The organism is Rhodococcus sp. NPDC060090, from assembly GCF_042729855.1.
Taxonomy (GTDB): Bacteria; Actinomycetota; Actinomycetes; order Mycobacteriales; family Mycobacteriaceae; genus Rhodococcus.
The window spans coordinates 56,790-74,009 of sequence record NZ_JBHWXB010000002.1 but is presented as its reverse complement, the minus strand read 5'-3'; the positions used below and the strand labels follow the sequence as shown (position 1 = coordinate 74,009).

The following is a 17,220-nucleotide window of genomic DNA, read 5'->3' as shown; positions in this document are numbered from 1 at the left end:
GACCATGGATTTTTCACGAGTAGAAGTGACCGGCGACGAGCAGGCGTTTCTCGACGAGATTCGCACGTTTCTCGGTAAGCACGTCACCGACGAAGTGCGCAGACGCGATCGGGAGACGGGCGACAACTTCGACGAGGGCGTCCATCTCGCGATGGGAGAGGCCGGATACCTCGAACGCGAGTACCGCAAGCCTGAGGATGGTGGCTTCTCCCGTGTCGAGAGCCGCATCTGGGCACTCGAACGTCGACGTGCGCATGCCCCGTGGGTGACGTGGGGAACCACGATCCTGGTCGCGCACTCGGTCGAGGCATACGGCTCGCCGGAACTGCGTGACGAGGTGATGCCCGGAGTGTTCAGCGGTCACGTGCGTATGTGCCTCGGATACACCGAGCCCGAGGGCGGTTCGGATATCGCGACGTGCAAGACCAGGGCCGTGCGGGACGGCGACGACTGGGTGATCAACGGCTCGAAGATGTTCACCACCGGCGCGCACAACTGCCGATACGCATTCCTGATCACCAACACCGACCCGAACGCGGAGCGGAAACACAAGAGCCTGACCATGTTCCTGGTTCCGCTCGATAGTCCCGGCATCGAGATCCAGGGACTGTGGACCGTGGACGGCGATCGCACGAACATCGTCTACTACAACGACGTGCGCATCTCCGACAAGTACCGTCTCGGGGATGTCAACGGAGGCTGGGCGGTGTTACGTGGGCCGCTCGATGCAGAGCACGGGGTCGTCGCGGCGGCCACCGATGGTCTCGACGACATCGCGATCCTCCAGCACCAGGGCATGTTCATGGGAACGGCTGTCGACACGGTCGCGGCCATCGTGAGCAGGCCCGGGAACGACGGCCGGCGACGCATCGACGACGGAGCTGTCGCCGACCGTCTCGGTAGAGCCGTCGCTCGGATCGAGATGGCGCTGAGTACGCCCAACATGTACGGCCGGGTCGCGATCGCTCAGACGATGCGCGACGTCGCACCCGAACTGATGGATATCCTGGGCTCCGCGTCGGTGTTGCCGACGGACGCCGACGGGGCGATCGACGACGGAGCCAGCGAATACCTCTACCGGTGGGCACCACTGTGCGGAATCTACGGGGGCACCCTCGAAGTGTTCCGCAACATGATCGGGCAGTACATGCTCGGGCTGGGCAGGCCGGTGTACGCGCCGGTCAAGAGCTGAGTCCCACGACAATGCCTGCCGGACCACATACGGTTCGGCAGGCGTCGTCTGTGCCGTCGGTTTACAGCACGGCCCCGGAGACCTTTGCGGCGATGATGTCGTCCCAGCTCATGCCCAGCTCTTCGAGGATCTCGTCGGTGTGTTCGCCGTGTTCGGGCGAGCGTCCCGGAAGCGCGGGGGTCTCGTCGAACTGGATCGGGGCGGCGACCGTCTTGAACACCTCGCCGTCCTCGTCGGCGACGCTCATCAGGTAGCCGTTGGCGACGGCCTGCGGGTCGTCGAGAGCTTCGGCCGGGGTCGCGAGCGGTGCCCACACACCCGGTTCGTCGGCGAGAATCTTCTGCCACTCGGCGAGATCGCGGTCGGCGAAGACCTTCCGCAGGATGGTGGTCGCTTCGTCCTTGTTGGCAACGAGATTGGCGAGCGGGGTGAACCGTTCGTCGACTGCGAGTTCGGGGCGGCCGATCCGCTCGCAGAACCCGTGCCAGAATCGATCGGCCTGCAGGAACACGAGTTGGAGCCACCTGCCGTCGCGGGTCTTGTAGCGGTTCACCACAGGGTTGGGAGCCTCACCCTGGGAATAGGCCGGGATGCGGTCGATTCCGTAGTAGTCGGCCGCGCAGATATCCGGCGCCACGGCCCACATCCCCTGGGCCAGAAGTGATCCGTCGACCGTCCGTGCCACTCCGGTCCGCTCCCGGTGGAACAGGGCCGCGACGATGCCGCCGGCGAGAGTGCTGCCGCCCTGCAGATCGCCGAATGCGGGCCCCTGCGCGAACGGATGTTCTTGACCGTCGGGTGTGAGTGCGTAGGCAACGCCCGCGCGTGCCGTGTATCCGGAGGCGTCGAATCCGCCCTTGTCGCGGTCGGGCCCGAGTGGGCCCTGGCCACTTCCGCGCGCGATGATCACGTTCGGGTTGAACGAGCGGAGGGTCTCGACCGAGAGGTCGGCGCGTTCGAGCGCACCGGGAAGCCAGTTCGTCAGGAAGACATCGGCTTTCGCGATGAGTTTCACGAAGATCTCGCGTCCCTCCGGTGTCTTGACATCGAGTGCGATGCTGCGCTTTCCGTGGTTCCCGATCTCCATCATGAAGTTGGCCTTCACCCGGGATTCTGCGGGATCGAGGCCGCCGACCGTCAGATAGCGGCACGGGTCGCCTCCCCTGGTGTCTTCGATCTTGATGACGTCGGCGCCCCAGTCGCGGAGTACGACGCCGGCGCTCGGCACGTAGGTCCAGGAGGCGAGTTCCACGACAGTGACACCGTTGAGGAGATCGGACATCGACGTTCCCTTCTCGCAAAAGTCGGCTGTACAGCTTCCCCCGACATTACTGTATAGATTACAGTTAGTCATCCGGTTCTGTGGTCGAGGAGGATATATGGGTGAGGTCGTCGACAGTCCCGAGATCACGAGCGTGGAATTGGGGCGGCGCGTTGCACAGCGTGCGGAGACCCGATTGCTCATCGACGGAGTGCTGGCCGAGGCGACGAACGGTGCGACGTACCGAAACCTCAGTCCCGCCACCGGACTCGTACTCGGCGACGCCGCCGCAGCGAACGCACAGGACATGAACCGCGCGATCGGTGCGGCACGTCGCGCATTCGACGAGACCGAGTGGTCGACCGACCGCGTCCTGCGCCGACGTTGTCTCGAGCAACTCCAGGCGGCCATCGAGTCCGAGAAAGAAGATCTACGAGACGAACTCGTGGCAGAGGTCGGATGCCCGGTGATGGCCACGGCCGACGCCCAGCTCGATTGGCCGTTGTCGGAGGCTCTCCGCTATCCGACGTCGCTGATCGATGACTTCGAATGGGAACGGATCCTCGACGGCGGAGGACTGTTCGGGCAGCGAAACATCCGCACCGTGGTCAAGGAAGCGGTCGGGGTGGTTGCAGCCATCACGCCGTCGAACTACCCGATCGAGGTGATCCTCAACAAGATCGGCCCGGCCCTGGCAGCGGGCAATACCGTGGTCCTCAAACCGGACCCGAACACGCCGTGGAACGCAGCTCGTCTCGGTCGTCTCGTTGCGGAGAAGACCGACATCCCGCCCGGGGTGTTCAACGTGGTGACCACACCCGACAACGCCGTTGCCGGTCTGCTCGCCGACGACCCGCGCGTCGACCTCATCTCCTTCACCGGATCGACCGCGGTCGGCCGCACCTTGATGCGCCGGGCAGCCGACACGATGAAGCGGACGTTCCTGGAACTCGGCGGAAAATCGGCTCTCATCGTCACCGACGGCGCCGACCTGTCGAAGGCGATCATGGCGACGATCGGTGCGTGCTCCCACGCGGGGCAGGCCTGCGCGGTCAATACCCGAATCCTCGTGCACCGGTCGCTGTTCGACGACCTGTCCGCCGGTGCAGTCGAGGCGTACAAGCAGCTTCCCGTGGGAGATCCGGCGGCGCCGGGGACATTCGTCGGCCCACTGATCAGTGCCGCACAGAAACAGAAGGTCCTCGACATGCTCGAGCAGGCGCGCATCGACGGCGCACAGTTCCTCGTCGGCGGGGGCGAGGCGGAAGGCCTCGCCGAGCATCTGCGCGGCGGCCACTTCGTGGCACCGACCCTTCTGACGGGCGTCGACAACAGTGCCGCCATCGCGCAGGAGGAGGTCTTCGGGCCGGTTGCGATCCTGATCCCCTTCGACACCGACGACGAAGCGGTCCGGATCGCCAACGACAGTCCGTTCGGCCTCGCCGGTGCAATCATGTCCGACTCGTTCGAACGCGGTGAAGCCATCGCGCGTCGCGTGCGCACCGGAGCGATCGGCATCAACGGCGGCATGTTCTACGGCGCCGACGCACCCTTCGGTGGTTACAAGAACAGCGGTATCGGGAGGCAGTGCGGGATAGAAGGTTTCGAGCAGTACCTCGAAACCAAGACCCTCGCCGCGCGGGTCCCCCGGCAGGCGTGAGAACTGTTCGAGCATCGGATACGAAAGGCATACGGATGGGCAAACTGGACAACAAGGTTGCACTGGTCTCAGGAGCAGCACGCGGGCAGGGGAGATCGCATGCGCTCCACCTCGCGGCCGAGGGCGCGAGCATCATCGCCCTCGACATCTGCGCAGACCTCGACGGCAACACCTACCCGCTGGCGAAGCGGGAGGATCTGGAGGAGACGGCACGTCTCGTCGAGAAGGAAGGGGTTCGTGTCCACACCGTGGTCGCCGATGTCCGTGAACGCCGCGACGTGTGGAACGCGATCGCCGATGGAGTGAGCGAACTCGGCGGACTCGACATCGTCGTCGCCAATGCAGGGATCTGCCCGATGGGCGAAGGACAGACACTGCAGTCCTGGTCCGACACGATCGACACCGATCTGGCCGGGGTGTTCAACGTCGTGCAGGGCAGCATCCCGCACCTCGGTGCTGGGGCGTCGATCATCGCAACCGGTTCCTTGGCCGCTCAACTGGGCAGCGCGACCAACCAGGGACCGGGCGGTTCGGCATACAGTCTCGCGAAGCAGATGGTTGCGCGCTACGTCAACGATCTCGCAGTGCAGCTGGCGAAGAAGGACATTCGCATCAATGCTGTGCATCCGACGAACGTGAACACCGACATGCTTCACAACGAGGGCATGTACCGGGTATTCCGACCCGACCTCGAGCACCCGACGCGGGAAGAGGCCGAGATTGCATTCCCGGCCATGCAGGCGATGCGCGTGCCGTACATCGAACCGTCCGACGTCTCCGAGGCAGTTCTGTTCCTCGCGAGCGACGCGTCGCGCTTCATCACCGGCAGCCAGCTCCGGATCGACGCCGGAGGCTATGTGAAGTCCGTGCCCTGGAAGGGATGAGCACCGCCATGACCGACATCATCGGATTTCTCGGAGCCGGCCAGATGGGCGAGCCCATGGTCCGACGGCTCCTCGATGCGGGACATGACGTCCGCCTCTACGCACGCAAGGAAGAGGTACGTATGCGTCTGGGAGGTGCGGGTGCGTACCTCGCCGACTCGGTCGCGGACGTCGCGCGGCAAGCCGACATTCTCATCGTCTGCCTGTTCTCGGATGCACAGTTGACGGAACTGGCCGCGGGGCCGGACGGTTTCATGGCGAACGCGAAGGCAGGCGCGGTCGTCGTGTCGCACACGACGGGCACCGTCGGCACCCTCGCGAAGATCCGCGCCGATCATCCGGACGGACCGGAGCTCGTCGATGCACCCGTGAGTGGATCTGCAGACGACATCGCCGCAGGGGAACTGACCGTACTCCTGGGCGGCGAGGAGCAGGTGCTCGCCCGTGTGGAAGCAGCGGTGCGCGCCTACGCGGATCCGATCATCAGGACCGGACCTTTCGGCAGTGCTCTGAACGTGAAATTGGTCAACAATCTGCTCTTCGCAGCGAACGCTCAACTTGCCGCAGCTGCAGTCGAGCTCGGTGAGCACCTCGGCATCGGAAGTCGCGAGCTGCTCGATGCGATTGCGTTGTGCAGCGGACGGAGTCATGCGCTGGCATCGATCAGCAAGGTCGGCGGTGTCGAGACCTTCGACGAGTTCGCGTCCCCGTTCCTGCGGAAGGACGTAGCCGCATGTACCGCGGCAGCCGAAGACGCAGGTGTCGATCTGGGCTGGCTTGCTGCTGTGGTGGAAGCCGGTCCGATACCCGGTCTCGGACGCAGGAAGGGATGAACAGGAGATCGTTGGCGTTCACGCGAGGCTGTCAGCTTCCCGCTACTGCGATTGCAGCAGCGGGAAGCTGACAGCCTCGCGAGTGCTGGCGAGACTCACACGGGATCCTTGACGTCCGCGGCCGGTACTTCGTAGAACTGCGTCGCCCACCGGCGCATCGCCATGTACGGCTTGGCATCGATACGGCCCAGTGGGGGATTCTCGACGTAGACCTGGTAGCGCCAGATCCCGAGGTCTTCGAAGACGGTGTTGAGGAACCGACGCTCGACTTTCTCCTGAACGTCCTGAGGTGGGACGTCGGAGTCGTCGCCGTCGTTGCGGGGCCACCAGATCGAATAGAAGAGATCGGAATGCCCGTCGTCGACGGGGGTGCAGGCGAAGATCAGCCGGTAGTTCTGTGCGCCCTCGAACGCGCTCATCGCGTATCCGAGTCCGGAGAAATGACTGTGGATCCGCAGCGCCATCTTGTCGGGATCGTCGCTGGCTTCATCGGGCCAGCCGGTGAGAAATCGCCACTCGTTGTCGACGGCTTCCCATCCGAGAGACACCGGAGTCACGCTTGCGCCGTGCACGTACCGGAAATGCGCACTGTCCGGGCCGTTCTCGGCCACGATCTGCGGGTGCACCGGCTCATACTCCGCGCGGCGTGAGAACTCCGGATAGATGCGGTGGTAACTGTCGGGGCCGGCGGTGATCTCGGGGAACTTGGTGAACGGGTCGGGAAGTTCCCACTGCGGTGGCTTTCCGTCGGGCTGGTGCCACATGTAGACGACGCCGTGCTGCTCCTGGACCGGATAGACCCGCAGCTTCAATGCCTTGTTGGGGCGGTCGGGGTCGTAGGGAATGTACCGGTTGCTCCCGTCCGGCCCCCACCGCCACCCGTGGAACGGGCATTCGATGCAGTCGCCCACCACTTTGCCGCCGTGTCCGAGGTGCGCTCCGAGATGACGGCAGTGCCCGGTCATCACGTGCAGCTCACCGGCCTCGTCGCGATAGGCGACGAGTTCGTCGCCGAAGTAGTGCAGGGCGCGGCTGTGCCCGGTCTCGAACTCCTCCGACCAGCCGATCACGAACCAGCCCGTGACCTTCCACGTGAACGGTACGTCCAACGGATACTCCTCGTTGTCGGGCCGGATGAGTTCAGCTCGAGCGCTGCATCTGGGACGCTGCGCTGATCTGCTGCTCCCAGGCCGCGAGCTTCTCTTCGGCGCTCGTCTGATGATGGCTCAGCGCTCGGATACTCACATCGTGACCTGCGGCTGCCGCTCGCAATGCTCCGACGGTGGCCTGCTCGCGGGGTACGTGTGCGAACGGGTCGAACGAGTACCACCGCATCGCGTTGAGGTGTGTCATCCTGTCGACCTCCCCGTCGGGCACGTGGTCGTCGGTGAAGACACCGCTGAGCTCCTCGGGTGCACCCGGCCACATCGAATCACTGTGCGGGTAGTCCATTTCCCACGCGATGTTGTCGATACCGATGTCGTGGCGGAGTTTCACGCCGAGCGGATCGCTGATGAAGCACGTGAGGAAGTGCTCTCGGAACACCTCGCTGGGGAGCTTTCCCTCGAAGTCCTGCAGCGTCCACGTCGAGTGCATCTCGAAGGTGCGGTCGACGCGTTCGAGGAAGTACGGGATCCAACCCGTGCCGCCCTCGGAGAGCGCGATCTTGAGATCTTTGTATTCCTTGACCGGGCGCGACCACAGAAGATCTGCGGCCGCGTTCACGATGTTCATGGGCTGGAGCGTGATCATCACGTCGGGTGGCGAATCCGTCGACGGGATCGAGAGTTTGCCCGAGGATCCGATGTGGATCGACAGCACGGTATCGGTGTCGACGAGGGCCTTCCACAGCGGATTCCAGTATTCGTCGTGGAAGCTCGGGTATCCGAGCGCGGCCGGGTTCTCGGTGAAGGTGAGGGAGTGCACGCCCTTCTTCGCGAGGCGCCGGACCTCCTGAGCACACAGTTCGGCGTCCCAGATCACGGGTAGACCCATCGGAATGAGCCGGCCGGGGTAGGCACCGCACCACTCTTCGAGGTGCCAGTCGTTGTAGGCCTGCACCAGCGCGAGCGAGAACTCGGAATCCTCGGTCGCGAACAGGCGGGCAGCGAAGCCGGGGAACGACGGGAAGTTCATCTGCGCCAGAACGCCACCGGCATTCATGTCCTTGACGCGTTCGTGCACGTCGTAACAGCCCGGCCGGATCTCATCGAGACCTTCGGGTTCGAGGCCGTACTCCTCCTTCGGGCGCCCGGCGACTGCGTTGAGAGCGACATTGGGAATGATGCGGTCGCGGAACTTCCACATGTCGGCGCCGTTCTCCATGTGCACCAAGCGCGGTGCATCGTCCACGTACTTCTTGGGGAGATGGTTGGCGAACATATCGGGTGGTTCGATGATGTGGTCGTCGACGCTGACCAGGATCATGTCGTTCTTGTCCATGCTCGTTCCCTTCCGAGGGCGGTACGCGGGCTCGTGCGTTCGGGCGGTTACCGTGCCGTGGCGAGCTTCGGTGGGTTCGCGGCCTCCGGATCCGGATTCGCGATCGGCAGGCCCATGAAGCGGCGAGCGTTGTCGCCCATGAAATCCCACGTTCGTCGACGATCCATCCCTTCGGCGTACTTCCAGTAGCCCTTCGGCTCGGGAAGGCCTTCGGGATGTGGATAGTCGGAGCCGAACATGACCTTGTCCCAGCCGACCATGTCGACGACATCGGCCACCGACCCTTCCCAGAAGGGGCTGACCCAGACATTGCGGCGGAATACTTCGAGCGGATCTTCCGGGAAGTTCTGCGGCATCTTCTTCGTCAGATCCTCGAGGTCGTGGAACAGCGGCCGGATCCATGAACTGCCGTTCTCCACGCTTGCGATTCGCAGTTTCGGGAAGCGCGTGAGGGTTCCGTGGCAGATCAGGCTTCCGAGCATGTCGGAGATCTCGCGGTGCCCGAGCGCGAGCCACCGGAACGCGCTCATCGCCATGAAACTCTGAGTGTTCGGCGGTTCCCATTTGTTGACGTACTCGTCGAGTGGTGGCTGGCTTGCGTGGAGCGCAATCGGGAGGCCGGCTTCTTCCACGTCGCGCCAGAAGGGGTCGAACTCGGGGAGTGCGGGAGAGCGCCACCCGTGCAGGCCCTTGACCGGAGCGGGTTTGATCAATGCGGCCTTCGCCCCGTTCTCGACGAGGTAGGCCAATTCGCGGCGGGCTCCGTCGACCTCGGCGCAGTTGATCACGGGTGTGGTGAACACTCGGCCTTTGTGGTCGAAGCCCCAGTGCTCGAGCATCCAGCGGTTCAAGGCGTGGACGATTGCGAGTGTCAGTTCCGGATCGTCGGCGGACGAGTGTTCGACGAGACTGGCGAGAGTGGGGAAGACCAGTGATTCCCGCACTCCCTGGCGGTCCATCTCGACGAGGCGTTCCTCGGGGCCGCGGGTGGCGGGCGGGCAGTCGATGGCGGAACCTTGCATTTCGCGGAGTGTGAGGCCGTCGACGTTCTCGCCGGCGAAGAACTTCTCGTGTGCGCCCGGCGCGGCGACCCTGTCGAAGGTGGGATTCGGGATGAAGTCGGTGATCTTGCCGTTGATGGCGAGGCGCGTGCGACGACCGATCTGTACGTACTGGACGGCGTTCGTGTACTTGTCGGGGAGGTATCTCGTCAGTGCTTCGGACGTCTCGTACATGTGTGTGTCGGCATCGAAGATCGGTGCATCGTCGGACGCTGCCATATGGAGGACTCCTTGTTCGTGCCCGCTCGTGAATTCGAGCCTTGCAGCGCACAACGGTTATGTCAACAGTCGACCTTACGGTAACTTGGGATCATGATGTCGAAAGTGCCTCCCGGTTACGAGGACCTTCTCGAACGGCCGATCGTCGGTGTGCTCGGCACGGTCAGTCCGGACGGGTCGCCGAGCCTGACTCCGATGCGATTCACCTGGGATGGTGCACATCTGAGGGTGAGCCACACCATCCCCCGCAAGAAGTTCGTGAGTCTGCAGGCGAACCCCAATTATTCGTTCCTGATCACCGACCCGGACGAGCCTGTGCGGTGCCTCGAGGTTCGCGGCTGGTTGGTAACGGTGCGGGGGGATCACGACGCGTCGTTCTACCTGTCGTTGGGCAAGCGCTACGGGGAATCCGGCCTACAGCTGCCCGACGACGTCGACGACCGCGTGGTGATGATCCTCGACGCGACACGTTTCACCGTGAAGTGAAACCGCAGGAGGACCGCTCTGGCCCCGATCGGCACACCCGCTTACTCCTGGTGCTTCGCGATCGTCATGTCGAACGTGCGGGGACCGCACCCCGATCCCTTTGCGAAACAAGGACGTCCGCGGCGTGGTCGAGGATGCATTCCAGTCCGTATTCGAAGTTCCGGTCGTTGGGTTCGCCACTCTGCAGGCCACTTTCGCTCGCCTCTGCAAGTAGGGGAGTGGTTTCGGGAGAGATCGACAGGATCTCGTAGTACGCACCCGAGGGTTCCTCGGACTGCCGGTTCTTCTCCTGTAGCCGTTGGAGGACGACCATTCCGTGCACATGCAATTGCACGGCAGAGTAGATGTTCACCGCGTCGGCAAGTGTGAAACCGGACTCGACGAGGTTCGCTATCACGTTCTCGTTGTGCAATGCGCCGAGCCGAGCTGCGTTGGAGCTCAACGACGGGCGGATCAGGACGAGGTCGCACAGGATCGGTCGGTCGAGGATCGTGCGGCGAACAGTGCGCGCATGCGTGCGCAGGGTGTCGCGCCAGTTCGGCGCTTCGACGAGGGGCATGGACCGCATGGATTCGCGCAGTACGTGGTCGGCCATCGCGGTGAGAAGGTCGTCCTTCTTGCGGAAGTACCAGTAGATGCTGGTCACGCCGATGTCGAGGTGTCGTGCCAGCATCGGCATGCTCAGATTGTCGACAGTTACTTCCTCGGAGAGCTCGAATGCGCCCCTGAGGATGTCATCCGGGTTGAGGGACCCTCGCTCGAGCCGGGTTCGCTTCGCCATATCGGGTACCGCCTTACGAGTTACGTCCGGGATGCACGGGCGAGCCGCCGCCCTATGTCCTCTACTGTAGACATGCTTACCGTATAAGCTACGGTATCGGCATAAGTTATGACGTACCGGTAGATGAGGGGCACGATGGATCTCGGACTCGGCGGTGCCGCAGCGGTTGTGGTGGGTGGTACTCGTGGGATGGGATTCGCGTCTGCCCGATGCCTGGCACAAGAGGGTGCGCGCGTTGCGGTCGTGGGCCGGTCGCGTGCCGGCGCAGAGTCGGCCGCGGCGAGCTTGGCCGAATGCGGAAGCCCCGATGCCGTCGGACTCGTGGCCGATGTACGTGACGGGCAGGCTGTGACCGACCTCTTCGAAGAACTCGGAAAGCGCTGGGGCGGTGAACTCAATGTGCTCGTCAACACGGTGGGACCGAGCGCGCAGGGGGCATTCGACATCCTGACCGACGACCAATGGCACGACGCCGTCGAGGACGGCGTGATGTCGATGGTGCGCTGCGTGAGATCGGCCCTTCCGCTCCTGCGTTCCGCGCAGTGGGCACGCGTCGTCAACTTCTCTGCGCAATCCACTCAGCGCCAAAGTGGTCCGCTCGTGGCGTACACTGCGGCGAAGTCGATGTTGACGAGTGCGTCGAAGAATCTTTCGCTACTCCTGGCGCCCGATGAGATTCTGGTGAACGTAGTTTCACCTGGGACTATCGTCACGCCGTCCCTGATCGAGTGGGCGAGGTCGGTGGGCGTCGAATCGAGCGATCCCTACGCTCTGATGGACGCTATCGGAACACATTTCGGACACCCGTCGCAGATGCCTCGTGCGGGTCTGCCGGAGGAAGTAGGGCCATTGGTGGCGTTCCTCGCCTCGCAGCGCAACTCGTACATCACCGGAGCAAACATCAATATCGACGGTGGCTCCGACTTCACCTGACCGCTGATCTGCCCTGAGTCTTCATCGACCCCTGGGTCTTCATCGACCCCTGGGTCTTCATCGACACTGCCACATAGGCGCACGCTTTTCGACGAACGCGCGAGGGCCTTCGAGGGCGTCCTCCGTGCGCGTCACCCGCTCACGGAACGATTCGGCCAGCATCTCGGCCTCGTGTAGCGGTAGGTCCAGTCCCTTGAGGATGGCGAGTCGGGTCCCCCGAACTGCGAGTGGCGCATTGGAGTTGACGATATCGGCGATCTCGTGTGCCCGTTCGAGCAGCAGGTTGTGCTCGACGATCTCGGTGATCATCCCCAGTTCGTATGCGCGCTGGGCGCTCATCCGTTCGTGCTTGCCCATCAGTGCCATGCGCAGTGCCACGTTGCGCGGGAGCACCCGCGCGGCGCGCACCACCTCACGTCCTGCGACAAGACCGATGCTGACATGGGGGTCGAAGAAGGTGGCCTTCTCGGAGGCGATGACGATGTCGCCTGTAGTAACCCAGTCCATGCCTGCACCGCAGCAGATCCCGTTGACCGCAACGATGATCGGCTTCGTCATCGAACGAAACGGGGGTGTGCCTTCTTGCGGTGCCTCCCACTGGTCGTAGGTCGACAGGTACGGCCGTTCGTTGACCACCTTGCCGTCGCCCGGAATCTCTTTGACATCGGCGCCCGTGCAGAACGCCCGACCGTTGGCGGTGACGACGAGGGTCCAGATCTTGTCGTCGTTCTCGGCCTCGGCGTACGCGGCACGCAACTCTGTGATCATGTGCGGGCTAAGGGCATTGAGCGCTTCGGGCCTGTCGAGGGTGAGGGTTGCGGTGTGGCCGTCGACTGCGTATTCGATGGTCTCGAACGTCACTGTTCTTCCTTCTGCAATCAGGCCGGGGCACGGGTGTAGTCGGGGTCGCGCTTCTCGGAGAAGGCAGCGAATGCTTCGATCACGGCGGGGCCTTGGAGGTTCGCGGCCTGTGCCTGTGATTCGGACTCGAGCGCTTCGGTCAGCGTCCGGTCGAGTCCGCGGTTGAGTAGGTCCTTGGTCTGTGCGAGTGCGAGCGGGGGCCCGGAGGCGAGCCGCTCCGCGATGCTGTGGGTGAATTCGTCGAGCGATTCCGGTGCCGCTACCCACGTGACGAGACCGAGCGACTGTGCCTCGTCCGCTCCGATCATGTCGGCCAGGAGTGCCAGCCGCTTTGCCTGCTGCAGCCCGACGAGACGCGGGAGCAGCCACGACCCGCCCGTGTCCAGCGACAACGCGCGTCGCGCGAAGATCTGGCAGAACCGCGCATCCGACGCTGCCACAACCAGGTCGCAGGCAAGGGCGAGATTCCAGCCCGCCCCGGCCGCGACCCCGCTCACCTTCGCGACGGTCGGCACCGGAAGCTCCTGGAGCAGCCGGATGGTGTCGTTTATGGTGCTGATCAGGTCGGATGGGTCGGGGAACTCGTTCATTCCCGAGGTGTCGGCGATGTCGGCGCCGCTGCAGAACGTGCCGCCCGCGCCGGTGAGCACCACCGCGCGAACCCCGTTGTCGACGGCCGCGTCGAAAAGTCGTTCTCGGAGGCGCGCCCACATCTCGGGCGTGATCGCATTCTTCCGTTCGGGGCGGTTGAGGGTGAGTGTCAGGATGCCGGCGTGCAGATCGGAGAGCAGTGGCCGGTCGGGGCTCACGGCGTGGTCGGGCATGGTCACCTCGGGTGTCGAAGGGTGGTCAGAGCTGGATTGGTGCACCGACGGTGAGCGGGGCGACGAAACCGCCGTCGACGTGGATGTCCTGGCCGTTCACCCATCCCGCAGCCGGCGACCCCAGGAACGCGATGACCGGAACGATGTCGGCAACGGTGGCATGCCGGCCGATGAGTGCTTTCACCCCGTCGAGGACGTCCTTGCCCATCGACTCCTCGAAGTCGCCGAGGATCGGGGTCTCGGTGGGTCCGGGGCTCACGGTGTTCACTCGGACGCCGTATTTCTGCCACGCGGTGGGCGCGAGACGCTTCGCGTAGATGATCGCGGCCTGTTTCGACGTGCTGTACACGGGATAGTTCGGATCCTGTTCGGCCTGCCAGCGTTCGACAGCGTCGCCGTCGGTTGCCTCGAGAAGGCCGGCGAGGTCGTTCTGGCGCTCCTGCCACCCGATGGCTGCAACCGACGCGACGGTGACGACGGATCCGCCGTTGCGTAGCAGGGGCAGCATGCCTTCGGCGAACAGCCGCATTCCGAGGTAGTTGACCTTCAGGACGTCGCCGGCAGGTGCGGTTCCGGGTACCCCCGCGACGTAGGCGAGCAGATCCCAGTCTCCTCCGATCGAGCCGAGCAGAGTCTCGATCTGCGCAGCATCACGCAGGTCGCACTGCGCATGTTCCGACGCCGGCGCGCCGTCCGGACGGAGATCGACGGCGAGGACGTGGTGGCCCTGTTCGTGGAAGTGGGCGGCGGTCGCGGCACCGATTCCCGACCCCGCTCCGACGACGACAATCCTGCGCTGATCAGTTGTCATGTGGCTTCGCGCCTTTCCGGGATCAACCCGACGAAAGCTATATAGAATGCTTGACAGTAAGGCGCACTATAAATCACTCTGGGGCGAGAAGACCAGCGTTCGGGTCTGCGACGCCCGACCGAAGCGTCGCCGGAATACCGGGGAACGGAGTGTCGTTCGTGAACCATCGACTCGTCGGAGAGGGCGCCGAGGTCTTGGCTACCCCGACCGCATACAAGGATGAAGACCACCTGCATTCGGTGCTGACGAAGGCGCGCGCAACGGAACCGGTGGTTCGGGTGGAGGCGCCGTCCTATCGGCCGTTCTGGGCACTCCTCAAGCACGCCGACGTCATGGCCGTCGAACGCGAGAACACACTCTTCACCAACTGGCCTCGCCCGGTGCTCATGACGGCGGAGTCGGACGAGATGCAGGCGGCGGCCGGTGTGCGCACCCTCATTCACCTCGACGGTGCACAACATCGTGTGTTGCGCTCCATCGCAACCGACTGGTTTCGCCCGAAAGCCATGAAAGCCATGGAAGTCCGCATCGAGGAACTCGCGAAGCATCACGTCGACCGGATGATGGCTGCCGGAGGTGAATGTGACTTCGTGTCCGAGGTCGCGGTGAACTTCCCGCTCTACGTCATCATGTCGCTGCTCGGCGTACCCGAATCCGACTTCCCCCGAATGCTCCGTCTCACGCAGGAACTCGTGGGTAGTGACGACGACGAACTCAAACGAAGCGAGCCTGCGGACGAAACCATGAATGCGCTCCTCGAGATGTTCGAGTACTTCAGCGCACTCACGGCATCACGTCGCGAGAACCCCACCGGCGACATGGCGTCCGCGATCGCCAATGCTCGTATCGACGGCGAACCCCTCTCCGACATCGAGACCATGTCGTACTACACAATCATCGCCACCGCCGGCCACGACACGACCAGCAGTTCCATCGCCGGCGGGCTTCGTGCGTTGATCGACCATCCCGATCAACGCCGCGCGTTGAGTGCCGATCTCGATCTGCTGCCGCAGGCGGTGGAGGAGATGATCAGGTGGGTCACTCCCGTCAAGGCATTCATGCGGACGGCCGCCGAAGACACCGAGATCCGCGGTGTGCGAATCGCGGCCGGTGATTCCCTCCTGCTGTCCTACGCGTCGGCCAACCGCGACGAAGACGTCTTCGATGATCCCTTCCGCTTCGACATCCGACGCGACCCCAACAACCATGTCGCGTTCGGATTCGGCGTGCACTTCTGCCTGGGCGCCGGGCTGGCCCGGATGGAGATGAAGAAGTTCTTCGCCGAACTCTTGCCGCGTCTGGGTTCGATCGAACTCGCAGGCAAACCCGAACTGACAGCAACGACCTTCGTCGGCGGGCTCAAACACCTGCCGATCAGTTATTCGACGGCCACATGACGACCTCCGAAGGACCTCACATGACACAGGCGCGGATCTGGGACGACACCCTCGCGGATCTCTCCCGTCGTCGTACGCACGCGCACGGAATGGGCGGCCCGGAACGCGTGGCCAAGCACCGCGGCAAAGGCAAACTCGACGCGCGAGCGCGAATCGATCACCTGCTCGACAAAGGTAGTTTCCACGAGTTCGGCACGCTCGTCGGAGGAGAGGTCGCCGCCGACGCGATCATCGCCGGTTCGGGGCTCATTCACGGCATGCCGGTGATGGTGGGAGCCGAAGACTTCACCACGCTCGCGGGCACGATTTCACCGGGCAGCAACTCCAAGCGATACCGGCTCGCGGAACTCGCTGTCCGCAACAAGGTTCCGCTCATCATGCTCCTCGAAGGCGCGGGGTTCCGCGCCACCGGCGACCACTACGGCAGAACCCCGACCGACCTGCTCGCACAGGCTCAGTGCTCGGGGAAGGTACCGGTGGTCACCGCGGTCCTCGGTGCCTCCGCCGGACACGGCGCGCTGATCGCACCGGTCTCCGACTTCGCCATCATGAGTCGGCAAGGTGCGATCTTCACGGCCGGTCCGCCGGTCGTGAAGATGTCCACGGGGGAGGACGTCTCGAAGGAAGATCTCGGCGGACCCGACGTCGCCATCGCCAGCGGACTGATCCACAACGTCGCCGACACCGACGAAGAAGTTCTCGACGAGATCCGCCGCTACCTGTCGTACTTCCCGCCGAGCGCGTGGTCGTACCCCATCGCGACCGAGCCCGACGAGTTCTCCGAACCCCGCGACACCCCCGAACTTCTCGACGTCATCTCCCGCGACAACCGCAGCACCTACGACATGAGATCCGTGATCGACGCGGTGGTCGACACGAAGGACTGGTTCGAGGTGCAACCGGACTTCGGGCGGGCAATCATCTGCGGGTTGGCGCACCTGGGCGGGCATCCCATTGCGGTCGTCGCGAATCAGCCGCAGGTGATCGCCGGCTCGATCGACTCCGATGCGGCCGACAAAGCGGCCCACTTCATCTCGGTCGCAGATGCTTTCCACCTGCCGCTCGTGTTCCTCGCCGACAATCCCGGGATGCTGCCGGGCAGCGAATCCGAACGCGGCGGCGTCCTCCGCAGTGGTGCCCGCATGTTCGTCGCACAGACCACCGCCACGACGATGAAAATGCATGTGACGCTGAGAAAAGCCTATGGATTCGGATCCATGGTGATGTCGCTGATCGGGTTCGACGGGCAGGTCGCCGCGTATGCCTACCCGGGGGCGACGATGGGTGCCATGAGCGCAGACGCCCTCAGTGGCGCATCGAACGCTGACGACGGCCTCTCGGCGTCGCTTCGAGAAATGGAACTCGAGGCGTCCTATCGTTCGGCCGAGCACATGGGTTTCGACGAACTCATCAGTCCCGAGGAAACCCGCAATGCCCTGCTCACATCGTTGCAGCGGGGGATCTACGCACGACAGGCAGTGGCGGAACCCGTCGGCCGCTGCGTGATCGTCCCCTGAATTCACGCCGACCGACAGACTTTCGCTGAACGACAGACTTTCGCTGAACGACCTGCCC

The 17,220-nt window shown here is 64.0% G+C and carries 16 protein-coding genes; 8 read left to right on the top strand and 8 right to left on the bottom strand.

All coding sequences use genetic code 11. The annotated features are described in order from the left end of the window. The first annotated feature begins 4 nt into the window (after positions 1-4). Entirely contained in the window at positions 5-1,192 is a 1,188-nt protein-coding gene (locus ACFWCF_RS02690; RefSeq protein WP_378556883.1) for an acyl-CoA dehydrogenase family protein, read from the top strand. 61 nt (positions 1,193-1,253) lie between these two features. Here ACFWCF_RS02690 and ACFWCF_RS02685 read toward each other — a convergent pair whose 3' ends face one another. Next, positions 1,254-2,474, bottom strand: coding sequence for a CaiB/BaiF CoA transferase family protein (locus tag ACFWCF_RS02685; protein ID WP_378490572.1), 1,221 nt, complete (start codon positions 2,472-2,474; stop codon positions 1,254-1,256). A gap of 97 nt (positions 2,475-2,571) precedes the next feature. Between ACFWCF_RS02685 and ACFWCF_RS02680 the strand changes: the two genes are divergently transcribed. From ACFWCF_RS02680 to ACFWCF_RS02670, 3 genes are read left to right on the top strand one after another with little or no spacing between them, the layout of a single operon-like run. After that, positions 2,572-4,113 carry an aldehyde dehydrogenase family protein gene (locus ACFWCF_RS02680; protein WP_378490571.1) on the top strand — a complete coding sequence of 514 codons (1,542 nt, stop codon included), beginning with the start codon at positions 2,572-2,574 and terminating at the stop codon, positions 4,111-4,113. Positions 4,114-4,148: 35 nt separating this feature from the next. Beyond that, positions 4,149-4,997, top strand: coding sequence for a mycofactocin-coupled SDR family oxidoreductase (locus tag ACFWCF_RS02675; RefSeq protein ID WP_378490570.1), 849 nt, complete (start codon positions 4,149-4,151; stop codon positions 4,995-4,997). An 8-nt stretch (positions 4,998-5,005) separates the two neighbouring features. Continuing rightward, entirely contained in the window at positions 5,006-5,830 is an 825-nt protein-coding gene (locus ACFWCF_RS02670) for an NAD(P)-dependent oxidoreductase (RefSeq protein WP_378556878.1), read from the top strand. A 95-nt stretch (positions 5,831-5,925) separates the two neighbouring features. Here ACFWCF_RS02670 and ACFWCF_RS02665 read toward each other — a convergent pair whose 3' ends face one another. From ACFWCF_RS02665 to ACFWCF_RS02655, 3 genes are read right to left on the bottom strand one after another with little or no spacing between them, the layout of a single operon-like run. After that, positions 5,926-6,939 carry a Rieske 2Fe-2S domain-containing protein gene (locus tag ACFWCF_RS02665; protein WP_378556875.1) on the bottom strand — a complete coding sequence of 338 codons (1,014 nt, stop codon included), beginning with the start codon at positions 6,937-6,939 and terminating at the stop codon, positions 5,926-5,928. A gap of 31 nt (positions 6,940-6,970) precedes the next feature. Continuing rightward, positions 6,971-8,272, bottom strand: a complete 1,302-nt coding sequence (locus ACFWCF_RS02660) for an amidohydrolase family protein (RefSeq protein WP_378556872.1) — start codon at positions 8,270-8,272, stop codon at positions 6,971-6,973. 47 nt (positions 8,273-8,319) lie between these two features. Continuing rightward, positions 8,320-9,552 (bottom strand): amidohydrolase family protein, encoded by a 1,233-nt coding sequence (locus ACFWCF_RS02655; RefSeq protein ID WP_378556869.1) that lies wholly within the window; start codon positions 9,550-9,552, stop codon positions 8,320-8,322. 93 nt (positions 9,553-9,645) lie between these two features. Here ACFWCF_RS02655 and ACFWCF_RS02650 point away from each other — a divergent pair, with 93 nt between their 5' ends. Further along, entirely contained in the window at positions 9,646-10,038 is a 393-nt protein-coding gene (locus tag ACFWCF_RS02650) for a pyridoxamine 5'-phosphate oxidase family protein (RefSeq protein ID WP_378556866.1), read from the top strand. Positions 10,039-10,102: 64 nt separating this feature from the next. On the opposite strand, the gene ACFWCF_RS02645 is transcribed toward ACFWCF_RS02650, so the two are convergent. After that, the gene (locus ACFWCF_RS02645) at positions 10,103-10,819 is read right to left on the bottom strand and encodes a TetR/AcrR family transcriptional regulator (protein ID WP_378556863.1); all 717 of its coding nucleotides are present in this window, start codon (positions 10,817-10,819) and stop codon (positions 10,103-10,105) included. Between the two features lie 135 nt (positions 10,820-10,954). On the opposite strand from ACFWCF_RS02645, the gene ACFWCF_RS02640 reads away from it, so the two are divergent. Then, entirely contained in the window at positions 10,955-11,752 is a 798-nt protein-coding gene (locus ACFWCF_RS02640; RefSeq protein ID WP_378556860.1) for an SDR family NAD(P)-dependent oxidoreductase, read from the top strand. Between the two features lie 57 nt (positions 11,753-11,809). Here the strand turns inward: ACFWCF_RS02640 and ACFWCF_RS02635 are convergent, their stop codons facing one another. The 3 genes from ACFWCF_RS02635 to ACFWCF_RS02625 are packed head-to-tail and all read right to left on the bottom strand — an operon-like array spanning position 11,810 to position 14,248. Continuing rightward, positions 11,810-12,613 carry an enoyl-CoA hydratase/isomerase family protein gene (locus ACFWCF_RS02635; protein ID WP_378556857.1) on the bottom strand — a complete coding sequence of 268 codons (804 nt, stop codon included), beginning with the start codon at positions 12,611-12,613 and terminating at the stop codon, positions 11,810-11,812. Positions 12,614-12,630: 17 nt separating this feature from the next. Then, positions 12,631-13,437, bottom strand: coding sequence for an enoyl-CoA hydratase/isomerase family protein (locus ACFWCF_RS02630; protein WP_378556854.1), 807 nt, complete (start codon positions 13,435-13,437; stop codon positions 12,631-12,633). Positions 13,438-13,462: 25 nt separating this feature from the next. Then, the gene (locus ACFWCF_RS02625; protein ID WP_378556851.1) at positions 13,463-14,248 is read right to left on the bottom strand and encodes a coniferyl-alcohol dehydrogenase; all 786 of its coding nucleotides are present in this window, start codon (positions 14,246-14,248) and stop codon (positions 13,463-13,465) included. A 158-nt stretch (positions 14,249-14,406) separates the two neighbouring features. Between ACFWCF_RS02625 and ACFWCF_RS02620 the strand changes: the two genes are divergently transcribed. Beyond that, the gene (locus ACFWCF_RS02620; RefSeq protein WP_378556848.1) at positions 14,407-15,645 is read left to right on the top strand and encodes a cytochrome P450; all 1,239 of its coding nucleotides are present in this window, start codon (positions 14,407-14,409) and stop codon (positions 15,643-15,645) included. Between the two features lie 20 nt (positions 15,646-15,665). Further along, a complete protein-coding gene (locus ACFWCF_RS02615; protein ID WP_378556845.1) occupies positions 15,666-17,162 on the top strand; it encodes an acyl-CoA carboxylase subunit beta in 1,497 nt (498 codons plus the stop codon). Positions 17,163-17,220 lie beyond the last annotated feature (58 nt).

Coding starts and splice junctions, on each gene's coding strand:
- ACFWCF_RS02690 (WP_378556883.1), top strand. CDS start 5: ATGGATTTTTCACGAGTAGAAGTGACCGGCGACGAGCAGGCGTTTCTC.
- ACFWCF_RS02650 (WP_378556866.1), top strand. CDS start 9,646: ATGATGTCGAAAGTGCCTCCCGGTTACGAGGACCTTCTCGAACGGCCG.
- ACFWCF_RS02680 (WP_378490571.1), top strand. CDS start 2,572: ATGGGTGAGGTCGTCGACAGTCCCGAGATCACGAGCGTGGAATTGGGG.
- ACFWCF_RS02685 (WP_378490572.1), bottom strand. CDS start 2,474: ATGTCCGATCTCCTCAACGGTGTCACTGTCGTGGAACTCGCCTCCTGG.
- ACFWCF_RS02645 (WP_378556863.1), bottom strand. CDS start 10,819: ATGGCGAAGCGAACCCGGCTCGAGCGAGGGTCCCTCAACCCGGATGAC.
- ACFWCF_RS02640 (WP_378556860.1), top strand. CDS start 10,955: ATGGATCTCGGACTCGGCGGTGCCGCAGCGGTTGTGGTGGGTGGTACT.
- ACFWCF_RS02660 (WP_378556872.1), bottom strand. CDS start 8,272: ATGGACAAGAACGACATGATCCTGGTCAGCGTCGACGACCACATCATC.
- ACFWCF_RS02615 (WP_378556845.1), top strand. CDS start 15,666: ATGACACAGGCGCGGATCTGGGACGACACCCTCGCGGATCTCTCCCGT.
- ACFWCF_RS02630 (WP_378556854.1), bottom strand. CDS start 13,437: ATGCCCGACCACGCCGTGAGCCCCGACCGGCCACTGCTCTCCGATCTG.
- ACFWCF_RS02625 (WP_378556851.1), bottom strand. CDS start 14,248: ATGACAACTGATCAGCGCAGGATTGTCGTCGTCGGAGCGGGGTCGGGA.
- ACFWCF_RS02675 (WP_378490570.1), top strand. CDS start 4,149: ATGGGCAAACTGGACAACAAGGTTGCACTGGTCTCAGGAGCAGCACGC.
- ACFWCF_RS02655 (WP_378556869.1), bottom strand. CDS start 9,552: ATGGCAGCGTCCGACGATGCACCGATCTTCGATGCCGACACACACATG.
- ACFWCF_RS02670 (WP_378556878.1), top strand. CDS start 5,006: ATGACCGACATCATCGGATTTCTCGGAGCCGGCCAGATGGGCGAGCCC.